The organism is Enterobacter cloacae complex sp. P43RS, assembly GCF_014930585.1.
GTDB classification, from domain to species: Bacteria; Pseudomonadota; Gammaproteobacteria; order Enterobacterales; family Enterobacteriaceae; genus Enterobacter; species Enterobacter bugandensis.
In genome coordinates this window covers 17,726-32,988 of the sequence record NZ_JADBRJ010000007.1, presented here as the reverse complement: position 1 = coordinate 32,988, position 15,263 = coordinate 17,726, and the positions used below count along the sequence as shown (strand labels likewise).

Here is a 15,263-nt window from a genome sequence, read left to right as displayed (position 1 = left end):
GCCACTGTAAACAGAATGAATATCATAACGAGAATTATTATCAGTCATGGAATGAGGTACATCTATGCGTGCTCTGCCCCGCTCTGCCGGTACAGACGTTGCAGCCCAGTGTTTTTTAAACGCCCTGTTACGCGAAACGAAGGACTGGCGCTATCTCCCTGCAGCCGCAGCGGATGAGTTAGCGCACATTCATATTCCACTCTCTTCCTCCCAGGCCCTTCGGGTTCCGGTACGCTATTTCTCCCCAACCCAGCACCATCAGTACCGTTTCCCGGCAACGCTTATTCAGAGCGATAGCGACAGTGGTGACGCCGTCACTTTCACTCAACTGATTGATTTAATTCTTGAAAAACCCTCAGTAAAAGGCTCACTGGATGCCGATACGCTGACGCGTTTTAAACAGCGCGCGCTGGAAAGCCATGCCCATACCTGGCAGGCGATTGATTTGCGCCACGGCTGGGCAACGCTGCGCGACAAGCCCCTGACGTTTGCCGAAGCGGAACAGGCGCTGCTGGTGGGCCACGCGTTTCATCCTGCGCCAAAATCCCACGAGCCGTTCAACGAAACCGAGGCGCGCCGGTATCTGCCGGATTTCGGCTCCCGCTTCCCGCTGCGCTGGTTTGCCGTTGAGAGCACGCTCGTTGCCGGCGACAGCCTTAACGTCTCCCTGCGCGAGCGTCTGCTGCGCTTCGCCGCCCAGAGCGCGCCCGAACTGCTCGGCCACTTCACCGACACCCGCTGGCTGCTGCCGATGCATCCGTGGCAGGCCGACTATCTGCTGGAGCAGGACTGGTGTCAGCGTCTGGCGGCAAACGGTTCATTACAGGACCTGGGTGAAGCGGGCGCACAGTGGCTGCCCACCAGCTCCTCACGCTCGTTGTACAGCGAAACCAACAGCGACATGATTAAGTTCTCCCTCAGCGTGCGCCTGACCAACTCCGTGCGCACGCTGTCGGTCAAAGAGGTTAAGCGAGGTATGCGCCTGGCGCGGCTGGCGAAAACAGAACGCTGGAAAGATTTACAGGCCCGCTACCCGACCATGCGCGTGATGCAGGAAGACGGCTGGGCGGGACTGCGTGATGAAAGCGGCGTCGTTCAGGAAGAGAGCCTGATGGCCCTGCGCGTTAACCTGCTGTTCGATACGCCAGACACCCAGACCAACGTGCTGGTCAGCCTGACGCAGGCCGCGCCTGACGGCGGCGACAGCCTGCTGGCCGCAGCGGTACGCCGTCTTAGCCAGCGTCTGGATTTACCGCTCGCCCAGGCCGCCCGCTGCTGGCTGGACGCCTACTGCGACCGCGTGTTGCTTCCGCTGTTCAGCGCCGAGGCGGACTACGGTCTGGTGCTGCTGGCGCACCAGCAAAATATCCTCGTTGAGATGCAGCAGGATTTCCCCGTCGGGCTGATCTACCGCGACTGCCAGGGCAGCGCCTGGACCGAAGGGGCCGACGCGTGGCTGAAAGAGGCGGGCGAAACCGACGTGGAAAACCGCTTCGGTGAAAGCCAGCTGCTGCGCTACTTCCCTTATTACCTGCTGCTGAACTCCACCCTTGCGGTCACCGCCGCTCTCGCCGCCGCCGGTTTCGACAGCGAAGAGCACCTGATGTCCCGCGTGCGTGACGCGCTGGCCGGGCTGCGCACGACGGCGAAGCAGACCCGCTGCCTCGACTACGTGCTCGACAGCCCGACCTGGAACTGCAAAGGCAACTTCTTCTGCTACCTGCACGATCGCAATGAGAACACCATCGTCGATCCGGCGGTGATCTATTTCGACTTTAGCAACCCGTTTTACAAGGAGAAGGCGTGATGGCCATCGCGAATATCGTCCATTCCGGCTACGGCTTTCGCTGCACCGCAACGGAACAAAACCTGCCGCTGACGCTGGGTCTTGACGGCAGCGCGGTGCTGGAGCGCCTGACCGGGATCCCGGCCGGCTGGCTGGTGGAAGCCCTCGATCAGCTGTTTGTTGCCGCGCCGGCCCTGACCGGCATTACCCTGCCGTGGGCGGACTGGCAGGATGAACCCCAGGCGCAGGTGCTGTTTAGCCAGGCCCACGGGGATTATCTGGCGCGAGAAACCTTCTGGCAGCTGCCGCTGTGGCTGCAAGGCGAACGTCCGCAGGCAAGCGGCGGGATACAGTTTGATGAGAGCCGTCAGCTGTACTTCCCGCTGCGTCCTCGTCGCCCACAGGGCGAGGTCTATCGCCGTTACGATCCGCAAATCAAGCGCACTTTGAGCTTCCGCGTGGCGGACGTGGCGCTGGACGGCGAGCGTTTCACTCAATGGATGAATAACCCGCGCGTGAACGCCTTCTGGGAGATGGCGGGCCCGCAGGCCGAACAGGAAAACTACCTGCGCCGCCAGCTTGACTCGACCTACTGCTACCCGGTTATCGGCTGCTTCGACGACCAGCCGTTTGGCTATTTTGAACTCTACTGGGCGGCAGAAGACCGCATTGGCCGCCACTACCGCTGGCAGCCGTTTGACCGCGGGTTGCACATGCTGGTGGGCGAAGAAAACTGGCGCGGCGCGCAGTATATCCGCAGCTGGCTGCGCGGCCTGAGCCACTATCTGTATCTCGATGAACCGCGCACCGCGCGCATCGTGGCCGAGCCGCGCTTCGACAACCAGCGCCTGTTCCGCCATCTGGCATCCGCCGGTTTCGACACGGTGAAAGAGTTCGACTTCCCGCACAAGCGCTCGCGCCTCATCATGAGCCAGCGTCACCGCTTCTTCAGCGAGGTGGGCCTGTGAACGCGCTCTGGCAGAAAGTGAACCGCGAGATGGTGGCGAAGATCCTCGCGGAGCTGGAATACGAACGCACCCTGCGCGCTGAGCCGGTTTCATCGGACGGCTGGCACATCGCCATGGGCAACGAGTGCTGGCAGTTTCGCGCCGCGCGCGGGATCTGGGGCTGGCTGCATATCGACCCGGACAGCCTGACCACCGCCAGCGGCGCCGCCGTGGAAGCGGAAAGCGCGCTGCTGCAGCTGGCGACGGTGCTGGAGATGAGCGACGCGCAAACGGCGGAGCACATGGAAGATCTCTACGCCACGCTGCGCGGCGACATGCAGCTGCTGCAGGCGCGTGAAGCGCTGGACGCGGACGCGCTGATCCACCTCGACCCGGACGAATTACAGTGTCTGATGAGCGGCCACCCGAAGTTTATTTTCAACAAAGGCCGCCGCGGCTGGGGTCTGGACGCGCTGCGCCTGTACGCGCCGGAATACCGTGGGCGCTTCCGCCTGCACTGGGTCGCCGTCCAGCGTGAACATCTGGTCTGGAGCAGCGACGCCGATTGCGACATTCACGCTCTGCTGGCCAGCACCATGGACGATGCCGAGCGCGCCCGGTTTGACGCTCGCTGGCAGGCGCTGGGTCTCGACGACGGCTGGCTGCCCGTGCCGCTGCACCCGTGGCAGTGGCAGCAAAAAATTGCCATTCATTTTCTTGCGCAGCTGGCGCGCGGTGAAATGGTTGAGCTGGGCGAGTTTGGCGATGAGTACCTGGCCCAGCAGTCCCTGCGCACGCTCACCAACGCCAGCCGTCGCGCGCCGTATGACATCAAGCTGCCGCTGACCATCTACAACACCTCCTGCTATCGCGGCATTCCGGGCAAGTACATTGCCGCCGGTCCTCTGGCCTCGCGCTGGCTGCAGCAGCAGTTCGCCGCTGACGCCACGCTGATCCGCTCTGGCGCGCAGGTGCTTGGCGAACCCGCCGCCGGGTATCTGTCGCATCCGGGCTACGCGGCGCTGCCGAAAGCGCCCTACCGCTATCAGGAGATGCTGGGCGTGATCTGGCGCGAGAACCCATCCTGTTATCTGCAGGACGGCGAACAGGCGGTGCTGATGGCGGCGCTAATGGAAACCGACAACGCCGGGCGTCCGCTGATCGACGCGTGGATCACGCGCTCGGGGTTAAGCGCCGAAGCGTGGCTGGAAAAGCTGTTCGAGGCAACGGTGATCCCGTTCTACCACCTGCTCTGCCGCTACGGCGTGGCGCTGATTGCCCACGGCCAGAACGTGACGCTGGTGATGAAGGACTACGTCCCGCAGCGCATCCTGCTGAAGGATTTCCAGGGCGATATGCGCCTGGTGGAGGAGGATTTCCCACAGGCGCAGAGCCTGCCGGAGCAGGTAAAAACGGTGACGGCGCGCCTGAGCGCGGATTACATCATCCACGACCTGCAAACCGGCAACTTTGTGACGGTGCTGCGCTTTATTTCACGCCTCACGCTGCAAAGCGGCGTCAGCGAAATGCGTTTCTATCAGATCCTCGCCGGGGTGCTGCACCGCTATATGGCCGCGCACCCGGAGCTTGCGGAGCGCTTTGCGAAATTCGATCTGTTTAAGCCGCAGATTATTCGGGTGATCCTTAACCCGGTCAAACTGACCTTCTCCGAACACGACGGCGGCAGCCGCATGCTGCCGAACTACGTTACCGATCTTGATAACCCTCTTTTTCTGGCCTCCCGGGAGTCCGCGCAATGAAAACCTATGATTTCATCGGCATTGGTATTGGCCCGTTTAACCTCAGCGTCGCCGCCCTCGCAGAAGGTCTGGACGGCTTTAGCTCGCTGTTCCTTGAGCGTAAACCGCACTTCTCATGGCACCCGGGCATGATGGTGCCGGACTGCCACATGCAGACCAGCTTCCTGAAGGATCTGGTCAGCGCCGTGGAGCCGACCAACCGCCACAGCTTTCTGAACTACCTGGTGCAGCGCAAAAAGTTCTACCGCTTCCTGACCACCGAGCAGCGCACGGTTTCCCGCGAAGAGTTTGCCGACTACCTGTGCTGGGCGGCGGACAACCTCACCAACCTCGCCTTCAGCCAGCAGGTGCAGCAGGTGAGCTTTGATGAGCAACGTGGCCTGTTTGAGGTGGTGACCCAGCGCGACCGCTTCCTGGCGCGCCACGTCTGCGTGGGGATTGGCAAACAGATCAACCTGCCTGACTGCGTCACGGCGCAGGACGATACCTGCTTCCACGCCAGCGAGATGATGCTGCGCACGCCGGATCTCGCCGGCAAGCGCGTCACCGTTGTCGGCGGCGGCCAGAGCGGCGCCGACCTGTTCCTGAATATTTTCCGCGGCGAATGGGGCCAGCCGCTGAGCCTGAATTGGGTCTCGCGCCGCAATAACTACAACGCACTGGATGAAGCCGCCTTTGCTAACGAGTATTTCACGCCGGAGTACGTGGACAGCTTCTCCACGCTCGGTGAAGAGGCGCGTCGACAGATGCTGCACGAGCAGAAGATGACCTCCGACGGCATCACCACCGAGTCACTGCTGGCGATTTACCGCGCCATGTACCACCGCTTCGAAGTGCTGCGTGAAAAACCCTGGGCGCACCTGATGCCGTCCCGCTCGGTGACGGCCCTGACGCGCCAGGAAAACGGTCAGCGCCTGAGCATACAGCATCACCTCGACGGCGGCCACGAGCAGCTGGAGAGCGACGTGGTGATTTTCGCCACTGGCTACCGCGCCGTGCAGCCCGCGTTCCTCGCGCCGCTGTCTCACCGCCTGCATCTGGATGCGGACGAAGCGTTCTGCATTAACAACGATTTCACCCTCGAATGGGACGGTCCGCAGAGCAACCGCCTGTTCGCCGTGAACGCCGGGATGCACCGTCTCGGCATTGCCGAACCCCAGCTCAGCCTGATGGCCTGGCGCGCGGCGCGAATTCTGAATCGCGCACATGCCGACGAGCCGTTTGAACTGGCCACCACCCCTGGCGTTATCCACTGGCGGAGCACCACCAGTCCGGAGAGCAGCCAGGTTTTTAAATCGTTAGCAAAAACCACTGAGTACTGACACACACAATCAGGATCAACATAACAATGAAACGTTCTCATCTTTGGGTTTTAAATCCTTGCTTGCTTGCAATGCTTTCTACCTCTGCGTGGGCGGAAGAACAAAAGGAAGAAAATATCGTGGTCTCTGCCAGCCGCGCGCACCGCAGCGTGGCCGAGATGGCGCAGACCACCTGGGTCATTGAACGCTCTGAGATCGAGCAGCAGGTTCAGGGCGGGAAAGAGATTAAAGAGGTGCTGGCGCAGCTGATCCCGGGTATGGATGTCAGCAGCCAGGGGCGTACCAACTACGGCATGAACCTGCGCGGCCGCTCCATGATGGTGATGGTGGACGGCGTGCGCCTGAACTCGTCCCGCAGCGACAGCCGCCAGCTCGACTCCATCGACCCGTTCAACATTGACCGCATCGAAGTCATCTCCGGCGCCACGTCACTGTACGGCGGCGGCAGCACCGGCGGCCTGGTGAACATCGTCACCAAAAAGGGCCAGCCGGAGACCGAAGTTGAGTTCCAGACCGGAGCAAAAAGCGGGTTTAACAGCCACAACGACCACGATGAGAACGTGTCGGCTGCGGTCAGCGGCGGCAACGACAACGCCTCCGGTCGTCTGTCGGTGTCGTATCAGCGCTACGGCGGCTGGTATGACGGCAACGGCGACGAGGTGATCATCGACAACACCCAGACCGGCCTACAGTATTCCGACCGTATTGATGTGATGGGAACAGGCACCCTCAACATCGACGATCACCAGCAGTTGCAGCTCACTACCCAGTACTACAAGAGCGAATCCGACGGCAAGCATGGGCTGTATCTCGGGAAGAACTTCTCGGCGGTAACGGGCGATGCCACCGCGTACAACAAGGATAATCTCGACTCTGACCGCGTGCCGGGCACCGAGCGCCATCTGATTAACCTGCAGTACTCCAATACTGATTTCTGGGGCCAGGATCTGGTCGCGCAGATTTACTACCGTGACGAGAGCCTGACCTACTACCCGTTCCCGACCCTGACCAAAGGCGTGGTGAGCAGCATCGGCGCGTCGCAGCAGAAAACCGATTTTTACGGCGGCAAGCTGACACTGAACAGCAAGCCGGTGGACGATTTGACGCTGACCTGGGGTGTCGATGCCGACCACGAAACGTTCGATGCCAACCAGCAGTTCTTTGACCTGAGCAAAGCGGCGGCGAGCGGCGGCATGGAGCTGGACAACGCCTACAACGTGGGCCGTTATCCGGGCTACAGCATCACCAACCTCGCCCCGTTCCTGCAGGCGAGCTACGACATTGACGCCATCACCCTGAGCGGCGGCGTGCGCTACCAGTACACCGAAAACAAGGTGGATGATTTTGTTGGCTACGCCCAGCAGCAAGCCATCGCCACCGGGAAAGCCACCTCCGCCGACGCGGTGCCGGGCGGGAAAACCGATTACAACAACTTCCTGTTTAACGCCGGGATCCTCGGTCGTCTGACCGAACAGCAACAGCTGTGGTTTAACTTCTCCCAGGGCTTTGAAATTCCTGACCTGGCGAAGTACTACGGCTCCGGCACCTACCAACTCAGCAACGGCCACTATCGCCTGCTGAACAGCGTGAACGTCAACGACTCAACGCTGGACGGCATCAAGGTCAACGCCTACGAGCTGGGCTGGCGCTTCACCGGTGACAACCTGCGCACGCAGGTCGCAGCGTATTACTCGCTCTCGGATAAAACCATCACCATCAACAAGACGGATATGACCATCAACCTGGAAGACGACAAGCGTCGTATCTACGGGATTGAAGGCCAGGTGGACTATTTCTTCACCGACAGCGACTGGAGCACCGGCGCGAACTTTAACGCCATCAAGTCTGAAACCCGCGAAAACGGGAAGTGGGAGAAGCTGACGGTCGACAGCGCCAGCCCGTCGAAAGCCAGCGCATGGGTGAACTGGGCGCCGGGCGACTGGACCCTGCGCGTGCAGAGCACGCAGACCTTTGACGTGTCTGACGCTGACGGCAAGAAGATCGATGGCTATAACACGGTCGATTTCCTGGGTAGCTACGCCCTGCCGGTGGGGAAAGTCAGCTTCAGCGTGGAAAACCTGCTGGACAAAGACTACACCACCGCCTGGGGCCAGCGCGCGCCGGGGCTGTATAGCCCAACCTACGGTGCACCAGGCCTGTACACCTACAAAGGCCGAGGACGTACGTTTGGTCTGAACTACTCCGTGCTGTTCTGATCCTTCGCGCCGCCTGCGGGCGGCGCATTTCGTTGTGTAATTTCAACGCGAATTTGCTATAAAATCAGCGATTTGCTGAAATAGTCGGCAAACGAACAAAAAGCGCGTTTTCACCCTTTGACAAGGCGTACCGAGGTCGATAATATGCGCCTCGTTCACACGATTCCTCTGTAGTTCAGTCGGTAGAACGGCGGACTGTTAATCCGTATGTCACTGGTTCGAGTCCAGTCAGAGGAGCCAATTTAAGGGAAGCAGACGTTCACTAACGTCTGCTTTCTGCATTTCTATCAATTGGTTATCCCCTCTCAGTCGTTCGCCCTCGTTCACTAAAAACCACTCGAAGCCATATCATTTTGATGGTAAAAATGCTGGTAATGCTGGTTCAATTTCCCTTTTACCAACAAGCGAGGGGCGTTTTCATGTCACTGACTGATATTAAAGCAAAAAATGCAAAACCCCTTGAGAAGGAATACAAGCTAACTGATGGCTTTGGTATGTTCATTCGTGTTACCCCTAAAGGTTCGAAATACTGGCAAATGGCCTATCGTTTCGAAGGGAAGAAAAACTCTTCTCTATAGGTGTCTTACCCTGCTGTTTCTCTTTCTGACGCAAGACAGCGACGCGATGAGGCCAAAAGGCTTCTTGCTCAGGGCAATGACCCTAATGCAAAGAAACAGGCCTAGGTTAAGGAGCTTAAAGACGAAGCAGCACACAAGGTGTGTTGTGCTGCTTATGTTGGATAGGTAATTGAAAACGCGCTTTAAAGCGAGGATAACTCTATTTCAGAGTTCCCCACCTGATATTTGAAAATCTAAATCTTCTTGGAAAAAGTTTTTATCCAAGATTTTCTCAATTGCCTTGACCTGTTGGCTGGTAAGATCCCATCCACCGATCCCTGCAGTAAAGTCACTATAGTCTTCATCCGTCCAAACCATGACTTTAGCTATTTCCGGGAGTTTTTCTTTTGGTATATCGATTTCGAAGACGAGTAGTTCATCTACACGTTCGAAAGCATCAATAGTATAAACAATTGTCATTTTTCTACCTTTCTTGTCGGATCTGCTGGTTTAGTTTGCTCACCTGTTATTGGGTCAAACTCGCCTAAATGATTGCGCCCTGAACGATCATAAATTTCGACCGTACCGTGTTGTGAATCCCATTCATAGATACGCCCTTTAGAATCTTTCCATCTTGAACGCAATGATCCCCCGCCCTTAACCGGGGTTCTTTTTTTAGCCGTTTTAGCTTCTGGGAAGGCAGGTAATGGAGGATTTCCCTTTGAAGCCACATGATATTTATGATCAGCATTCAGATAAATATAAATTGGTGGAATATTAGGCAGTGGCAGAACAAGAATATAATCCGCAAAATTCTTCTCTTCCGGGGTCGGAGTGGTCGTTGCCTCAATACTGGTATTTTCTGGCAGCGGATCGACAACTACCGGATTTGGTATCCTTACTGGGTTCTGGTTGCCTGTATTTGAAGGAACATTGACACCTGAACTGTCGGGCGTCCAGATAATGGTGATACGCGGATCTTCCTCTGTGGTGAACGTATACACTTTTCGACTGCTGTCCCACTCCATTTTGCGCACACGCACCATATCTTTACCGGGTGGAGTGTGCCAGCCATGAGGAACAGGATTACCTTTATCATCCTGTTCCCATGTGTAACGCACACGGCTTGGTGCTTCACGCATTTGCTCAAGTCTCATGCGATCAATAAAATCCTGCTCACCCTCATTGAGCTTACCGGGATACATTCCTACCAGTAATGCAGCTAATGGCGCTCCGTGACCTGCTGCCGCTATTTCACCTACCGCCGTTGCACCACGAACAGCCCATGTTCCTGACGTAATAGCACTTCCACCTACCAACCCAAGGACACTGGCACCTTCAACAGCCGTTTGAACATTGGCAGCACTCGTAGCTGCGGCTATTGCCCTCTGGTATTCGACTTCCTCATGATTACCGAACCACCATTTATACAGGGCGCTTCGTTTCTTTGGCTCTGGAATATCTTCAGCAGGCTTCTTCTTCTTGGCAGTCTGGGCGTGCTGGACAACATCATTATCTGATGCAGGGTCGGCAGGTGGTACAGCCTGATAAAATGCCATCGCAGCGAAATTGGTATGAGGCTCCTGATCTACTCCGGCATCATTACAACCTTCACCCCGAAGGCAGGATTTAGCGAATACCCGATTGCGGTCACGTTCTTCAGCCAGTCGCTTTTCTTCTGCTTGTCTCTCTGCAACTACTCTGGCTGCGTGTTCTTCCCTTGCGATATCAACGGGATCTCTGCCCCTCCCCATCCATTGGCCCGCCGGGGCTATTACACGATTTGTGCCACGAGGACAGCCACAACTGACTTCAGAGCCGTCCATTGCAACAGCTTTTCCGAAGAATTCAACCCGCGATTCGCCATTAATAATCCGTCCCGGTTCTCCACATTTTGGACAGGGCGTAGTCATATCTCCCACCCGGACTATCCGGCGATCAAACTCGCTGTCATTAATGGAGGCAATACATCTTGCCCCGGTCGTCGTTTTATCATTTTCAAAAGCCTGCCCGCGTCCATAATTTTCTGTGCGATATCCCATTGGTTACACTCCAGGGGTAACCAAAAAATCGTCCGGCAGCATCGCACCTTCCCGGACGATCATTATATTACTTCCCTGTGGAGTGCTGATAATTTCATCACCATTATCTAGTATGCTGCCAACCACAGCCACACCTTGCCGATTCAGTCTGTTACGATTTCCCGCACTGCTGACAATGCGGGCGTGGCTACCGTCAGGATAAGAAACCGTACAGCTTTCAGTCAGAACACTCGCCCAGACTCCATTTTTCAGACGGATTTTGCGTCCTTTCTCTGAATCAGGATTAAACTCATCACCCGTTCCACCGTTCCGGGTCAGACATCCTGCTACAGCCGGTCGGTAAATGGCAATAATCGGATGCTGGCGACGGGATGCTTCCTGCTCTGCAACCAGCGCACGGACTTCATCATCCAACTCTGCCAGCTCTTCCGCTGTAAACGAGGAGTGATTCAGTCTTGCCAGCAGTTCCGGGGTCAGTTCATTGTCGTATTGACGCTCCATTCCATTTTCCCTGTCATATTTGTGGTTAAGTTGATGCAATACTAACCGATTTGAAATTTGACTTAAAAGCGATGTTTGTCATGAGGTTATAAAAAACCAACGATAAAACCAACAATGATGACGTATTCAGATCAGGGCATTAATGAATTACGGTCCCTTTACTTATCTCGCAGAGTTCAGAAAATAGCCTTCTGTAGCTGTTTATCATTTGTTCTCTGTACAAATCACCGTCAGCTTCTGGCAGTAAGTAATAACCGTAATCTTTAATGCAGATGCTTTCACCACTTTCCAGCGTGAGGTTTATTCCTTTTTCATTTTCCTCCATGCTGGTGATCAAACAGGTCATAAAGGGAAAGTTTTCTTTCGCTTTAAAGATGTTTATTATTTTTATAGCTTTCATTTTATGCTCCTCCTTATCTTATATAAAAAATACCATTTCCTGTTGAAGAAAATCCAATTTAACTTACCCTTCAGAACAGGTTTACTGCCTGTTTATTACTCACTTTTTGAAAAGATATTTATCTTATGAGCTAACGCTCATGTGCTGCCGCACGGCTACGCCCTGACGCTGATATCCAATGGGATTTAATGGCTAACATATTTTCCATTATTTAATTGCATATGGAAAGAATCCTTTTACTGAAGATCAGTTCCTTTTTCGATATATAACATTTACTCTTAAGTTTACAGAAAAAAAATATCCGCAGCAGCACTTCGTGATTGTCCAAAACAATCACATTGCTGAAACAGGGTTCATCCCTGTTAATGATGGATTTATCCATAAAGGATTGCGGCGTAGCCGCTATAACGTAGAGGAAAAACAATTGTATATTTACTAAAAAATCAGCAGCGCTTCGTGATTGTATAAAACAATCACTTGCTGTCCATAACATCAAGTAAAAACAAAGCAGAAAAATAGACGGTGCCATTTCACCGGCACACTCCCCGTTAAGATTATTAAACATATTATAGTATTAAGGAGGCATAATCTTTTATATTTAAAAGAGATTTCACGAAGAAAGTTTTCTGTACGGAAATTTAAGTTTCTTCTGTGGAAACCAAAGTTTCTTCTGTGAAAACTTTTTATTTCCCCTCTGTCCATTTACAGAATCTCCTCTCCCACCGCAGGCGCATCAATCCATTCTCGATCCTCTTAACTCATTTCAGCGTGCGGATCGCACTGCGCCAGCAGCTCCTCAAGCGAATAATGAGGCCGTTTTTGGGGTTCAATGATCAGGCAGCCATTGTTAATGGTCATGCCGACTTCGCTGTCCGTCGACAGCTCCAGCGTTTTCAACACGGCGGGAGGAACCGCCAACATGATGGATCCGCCGACCTTTTTCAGGCGAGTTTTATACATAGCGCACCTCCTAATATTATATTTTAATATAACATTTATGCCAGGAGATGTGCAGTTATTCATCAGATTCATGGTGATTTCCTTTTCGTAATTAAGTGGGCAGAGAGCCGTTATCCATCGAAGGGCAGCGCTGGTGGGAACGAATTGCGTCACTAAGAAGGCTGATAATAAAAAACTGTTTTTACGGTTAAAAGAATTATGGCGGATCGGATAAACGAAATGCGAGGCGGCTTCCGCATCGGGAGCATTGTGGGGGCCAGGCTAAGGTCAACCCCCATCATGGCTTCATAACAATACGGCCAAGCGGTTTCGCTGTCTCGGCGTATTCATGGGCGGCGGCGGCGTTAGCCAGGGGGAAGATGCGGTCAATGACAACCCTGATGCGCCCTGCCGCTACAGCCTGCAACATCTCGTCCACGCTTGCCCGAACCTCAGGCCTTTCAAAAAGGGGGCCCATGAATACCCCCATGAGCGTCTGGTTAGACTGCATTGCCGGCCATAAGTCGGCTGTCAGGCTGCCACCGCCCGCATTACCGACGAAAACGAGACGCCCTTCCGGCGCGAGTGCAGAAAGCGACGCAGGCAACGTCGTCCCTACCGGATCGATGACGAGGTTAACACCGGTGCCAGGAGTGACCTGTCGGACACTCTCCACGACGTTATTCTCTACACGATCCACAACATGATCGGCCCCCAGTTCCAGCAACCGGTTTTGTCGCTGCGTTCCGCTTGCCACGGCGATGACCGTCGCGCCAGCTTGTGAGGCAAGCTGAACGGCCGCGAGCCCCACGCCACCCGCTGCTGCCTGAATCAGAACGGTTTCTCCGTGCCGGAGCATGCCTCGTGTGAAGAGGCAGTGATATGCGGTTCCAAAGGAGATCGGCACCACCGCCGCTTCTGCTGCATCCACTCCGTCTGGTATAAGCCAGGTTCGTTCCGCAGGCACAGCCCAACGTTCCGCATGCGATCCCTGCATGCTAAAAGCAGTCACTCTGTCTCCAACCTTGCGGCTACGGACTTTCGACCCGACGGCAACCACCGTCCCCGCGGCCGCGTAGCCAACGATCCATGAAGGAAAAGGCGGCGGAGTTGAACGTCGGTTGATCAGATCTCCCCCTTCAATTGAGATAGCCTCGACTGAAATCAGCACATCGTCAGCCCCTGCGACCGGATCCGGAACATCGACATATTGCAGGACGCCGGGAGCGCCTTCCTCGTCATAAACCGCTGCCTTCATAAATTTTCCTCTGTCTCGTCTTTTGACCGTCAGAAAGATCCGTAACGCTCAGGGTAGCCTGGCAATCACCTTTATCTCAAACTGGAATCCGTACAGCCACGTCACGCCGATCCCGGTCAAGGTTGGGTAAGGTGCTTCCCCCCAGTATTCTGGCAGGACACTCCAGATAGCGTCGAGGTTTGACTCGGGATCGACAACAAAAAGGGTAACGTCAACCACGTCATCGAACGTGCAGTCCGCAGCCGTGAGAACAGCATTAAGGTTATCAAACGCCAGACGGATCTGCGCTTTTATATCCTCTTCAGGCGAACCATCTTCCCGGCTACCCACCTGCCCCGAAACAAACAAGAAGCCATCAGATTTGATGGCGGGTGAATAGCGATTGCGCTCATAGAGCGCCTGGCGCCCGAAGGGAAAAACGGCTTCGCGTATTGTCATATGTGTACCTTTGTAATGGGGCGAACTCTGCCCGTTGAACATACAGACACTTTACAGGCGCCAGATCGGGCGGATAAACAAGCGACTTTGTCCATCATTGTTTGTAATATCCAAACAATCGGTGAAAAGAGAGGACATGGGATGGATCGTTTCGATGCGATGCGCGCCTTTGCTCGCGTGGTGGAGGCAGGCAGCTTCACAAAGGCTGCCCAAACGCTCCATATGAGCAAAACCACGGTGACGCAGCTTATTCAGCAGCTGGAAGCGCGCCTGCGCGTCAAGCTGCTCCATCGCACCACCCGCAGGCTCGGCGTCACTCCCGATGGCGCGGTCTACTACGAGCGCGTTATCCGCCTGCTGGCGGACATGGAGGATGCTGAAAACAGCCTGTCCAGTGCGGCGATGACGCCCAGGGGACGCCTAAGGGTGGATGTGCCCACTCCTCTCGCCCGCCTTGTGCTGGTGCCCGCGCTACCGGCTTTTCACGCGCGCTACCCTGATATCCAGTTTGACATGGGCGTAAGTGACCGGGTGGTGGATCTGATCGGCGACAACGTGGATTGCGTCCTGCGGGGTGGCGAAATCAATGACCAGTCACTGATCGCGCGCCATGTCGGCGATTTGCAAATCGGTGTTTACGTCGCACCGAGTTATGTGGAACGCCTCGGTGCCCCCGCGCATCCGCGAGAGCTGGAAAACACGGACCATCGCATCGTGGGATTCTTGTCCTCACGCACCGGTAAGATTGATCCTCTGGTACTGCGCTGTGAGAGTGAACGCATTGAAATAACGGGCAGCTATGTGCTTGCAGTGGATGATGGCAATGCTTACCTCGAAGCTGGGCTAGCGGGATTGGGCGTGATTGCGCTGCCGGTCTATATGGCGGCAGCACATCAGGCTCGCGGTGCCTTGATTCCGCTATTTGAACGCTGGCGTATCGCTCCAATGCCCCTGTACCTGGCATTCCCGCCTAACCGCCATGTCAACGCTAAACTGCGCGTTTTTATTGACTGGATCGTTGAGTTGATGCAGCGGCATGTCCCCACAACTTACAATAAGTGACGACATCCCTGCCCCCTGATTCGGCAGCGCTACCT

Annotated in this window: 13 protein-coding genes, 1 tRNA gene and 1 pseudogene; 8 read left to right on the top strand and 7 right to left on the bottom strand. The window is 55.5% G+C overall.

All coding sequences use genetic code 11. The annotated features are described in order from the left end of the window. Window positions 1-64 precede the first annotated feature (64 nt). The 7 genes and pseudogenes from IM294_RS15140 (at window position 65) to IM294_RS15110 (ending at window position 8,714) form a co-directional block, all read left to right on the top strand. Window positions 65-1,807: an IucA/IucC family siderophore biosynthesis protein gene (locus tag IM294_RS15140; RefSeq protein WP_126818432.1), complete on the top strand. Its 1,743-nt coding sequence runs from the start codon at window positions 65-67 to the stop codon at window positions 1,805-1,807. Further along, a complete protein-coding gene (locus IM294_RS15135) occupies window positions 1,807-2,754 on the top strand; it encodes a GNAT family N-acetyltransferase (RefSeq protein WP_126818431.1) in 948 nt (315 codons plus the stop codon). Before IM294_RS15140 ends, IM294_RS15135 begins: the two co-directional genes overlap by 1 nt. After that, on the top strand, window positions 2,751-4,493 hold the full coding sequence (iucC, locus tag IM294_RS15130; protein WP_126818430.1) for an IucA/IucC family siderophore biosynthesis protein: 1,743 nt from the start codon (window positions 2,751-2,753) through the stop codon (window positions 4,491-4,493). The genes IM294_RS15135 and iucC overlap by 4 nt, the downstream gene beginning before the upstream one ends. Beyond that, window positions 4,490-5,815, top strand: a complete 1,326-nt coding sequence (locus tag IM294_RS15125; RefSeq protein WP_126818429.1) for a lysine N(6)-hydroxylase/L-ornithine N(5)-oxygenase family protein — start codon at window positions 4,490-4,492, stop codon at window positions 5,813-5,815. The genes iucC and IM294_RS15125 overlap by 4 nt, the downstream gene beginning before the upstream one ends. A gap of 26 nt (window positions 5,816-5,841) precedes the next feature. Next, window positions 5,842-8,031, top strand: a complete 2,190-nt coding sequence (locus IM294_RS15120; protein ID WP_028013734.1) for a TonB-dependent siderophore receptor — start codon at window positions 5,842-5,844, stop codon at window positions 8,029-8,031. 164 nt (window positions 8,032-8,195) lie between these two features. Next, a tRNA-Asn gene (locus IM294_RS15115) sits at window positions 8,196-8,271 on the top strand. 116 nt (window positions 8,272-8,387) lie between these two features. Next, window positions 8,388-8,714: pseudogene (locus tag IM294_RS15110) on the top strand (Arm DNA-binding domain-containing protein). Between the two features lie 99 nt (window positions 8,715-8,813). On the opposite strand, the gene IM294_RS15105 reads toward IM294_RS15110, so the two are convergent. The 7 genes from IM294_RS15105 to IM294_RS15075 form a co-directional block, all read right to left on the bottom strand. Then, window positions 8,814-9,068, bottom strand: coding sequence for a pyocin S6 family toxin immunity protein (locus IM294_RS15105; RefSeq protein ID WP_063154979.1), 255 nt, complete (start codon window positions 9,066-9,068; stop codon window positions 8,814-8,816). Then, complete coding sequence (locus IM294_RS15100) at window positions 9,065-10,630, bottom strand: colicin E3/pyocin S6 family cytotoxin (RefSeq protein ID WP_193360361.1); 1,566 nt, start codon at window positions 10,628-10,630, stop codon at window positions 9,065-9,067. Before IM294_RS15100 ends, IM294_RS15105 begins: the two co-directional genes overlap by 4 nt. Before the next feature lie 3 nt (window positions 10,631-10,633). Beyond that, window positions 10,634-11,131 carry a hypothetical protein gene (locus IM294_RS15095; RefSeq protein WP_126818427.1) on the bottom strand — a complete coding sequence of 166 codons (498 nt, stop codon included), beginning with the start codon at window positions 11,129-11,131 and terminating at the stop codon, window positions 10,634-10,636. A gap of 139 nt (window positions 11,132-11,270) precedes the next feature. After that, window positions 11,271-11,531, bottom strand: coding sequence for a hypothetical protein (locus IM294_RS15090; protein WP_126818426.1), 261 nt, complete (start codon window positions 11,529-11,531; stop codon window positions 11,271-11,273). A gap of 753 nt (window positions 11,532-12,284) precedes the next feature. After that, the gene (locus IM294_RS15085) at window positions 12,285-12,491 is read right to left on the bottom strand and encodes a hypothetical protein (protein ID WP_063154982.1); all 207 of its coding nucleotides are present in this window, start codon (window positions 12,489-12,491) and stop codon (window positions 12,285-12,287) included. A 277-nt stretch (window positions 12,492-12,768) separates the two neighbouring features. Further along, window positions 12,769-13,728, bottom strand: coding sequence for a zinc-binding alcohol dehydrogenase family protein (locus tag IM294_RS15080; protein WP_126818425.1), 960 nt, complete (start codon window positions 13,726-13,728; stop codon window positions 12,769-12,771). A 48-nt stretch (window positions 13,729-13,776) separates the two neighbouring features. Next, window positions 13,777-14,166 (bottom strand): RidA family protein, encoded by a 390-nt coding sequence (locus IM294_RS15075; RefSeq protein ID WP_126818424.1) that lies wholly within the window; start codon window positions 14,164-14,166, stop codon window positions 13,777-13,779. A gap of 141 nt (window positions 14,167-14,307) precedes the next feature. Between IM294_RS15075 and IM294_RS15070 the strand changes: the two genes are divergently transcribed. Beyond that, on the top strand, window positions 14,308-15,228 hold the full coding sequence (locus IM294_RS15070; RefSeq protein WP_126818423.1) for a LysR family transcriptional regulator: 921 nt from the start codon (window positions 14,308-14,310) through the stop codon (window positions 15,226-15,228). Window positions 15,229-15,263: the final 35 nt, after the last annotated feature.

Excerpts from the sequence above, each read along its gene's own strand:
- IM294_RS15070 (WP_126818423.1), top strand. The coding sequence starts at position 14,308 with ATGGATCGTTTCGATGCGATGCGCGCCTTTGCTCGCGTGGTGGAGGCA.
- IM294_RS15105 (WP_063154979.1), bottom strand. The coding sequence starts at position 9,068 with ATGACAATTGTTTATACTATTGATGCTTTCGAACGTGTAGATGAACTA.
- IM294_RS15085 (WP_063154982.1), bottom strand. The coding sequence starts at position 12,491 with ATGTATAAAACTCGCCTGAAAAAGGTCGGCGGATCCATCATGTTGGCG.
- IM294_RS15100 (WP_193360361.1), bottom strand. The coding sequence starts at position 10,630 with ATGGGATATCGCACAGAAAATTATGGACGCGGGCAGGCTTTTGAAAAT.
- IM294_RS15080 (WP_126818425.1), bottom strand. The coding sequence starts at position 13,728 with ATGAAGGCAGCGGTTTATGACGAGGAAGGCGCTCCCGGCGTCCTGCAA.
- IM294_RS15090 (WP_126818426.1), bottom strand. The coding sequence starts at position 11,531 with ATGAAAGCTATAAAAATAATAAACATCTTTAAAGCGAAAGAAAACTTT.
- IM294_RS15120 (WP_028013734.1), top strand. The coding sequence starts at position 5,842 with ATGAAACGTTCTCATCTTTGGGTTTTAAATCCTTGCTTGCTTGCAATG.
- IM294_RS15125 (WP_126818429.1), top strand. The coding sequence starts at position 4,490 with ATGAAAACCTATGATTTCATCGGCATTGGTATTGGCCCGTTTAACCTC.
- IM294_RS15135 (WP_126818431.1), top strand. The coding sequence starts at position 1,807 with ATGGCCATCGCGAATATCGTCCATTCCGGCTACGGCTTTCGCTGCACC.
- IM294_RS15075 (WP_126818424.1), bottom strand. The coding sequence starts at position 14,166 with ATGACAATACGCGAAGCCGTTTTTCCCTTCGGGCGCCAGGCGCTCTAT.
- IM294_RS15140 (WP_126818432.1), top strand. The coding sequence starts at position 65 with ATGCGTGCTCTGCCCCGCTCTGCCGGTACAGACGTTGCAGCCCAGTGT.
- IM294_RS15095 (WP_126818427.1), bottom strand. The coding sequence starts at position 11,131 with ATGGAGCGTCAATACGACAATGAACTGACCCCGGAACTGCTGGCAAGA.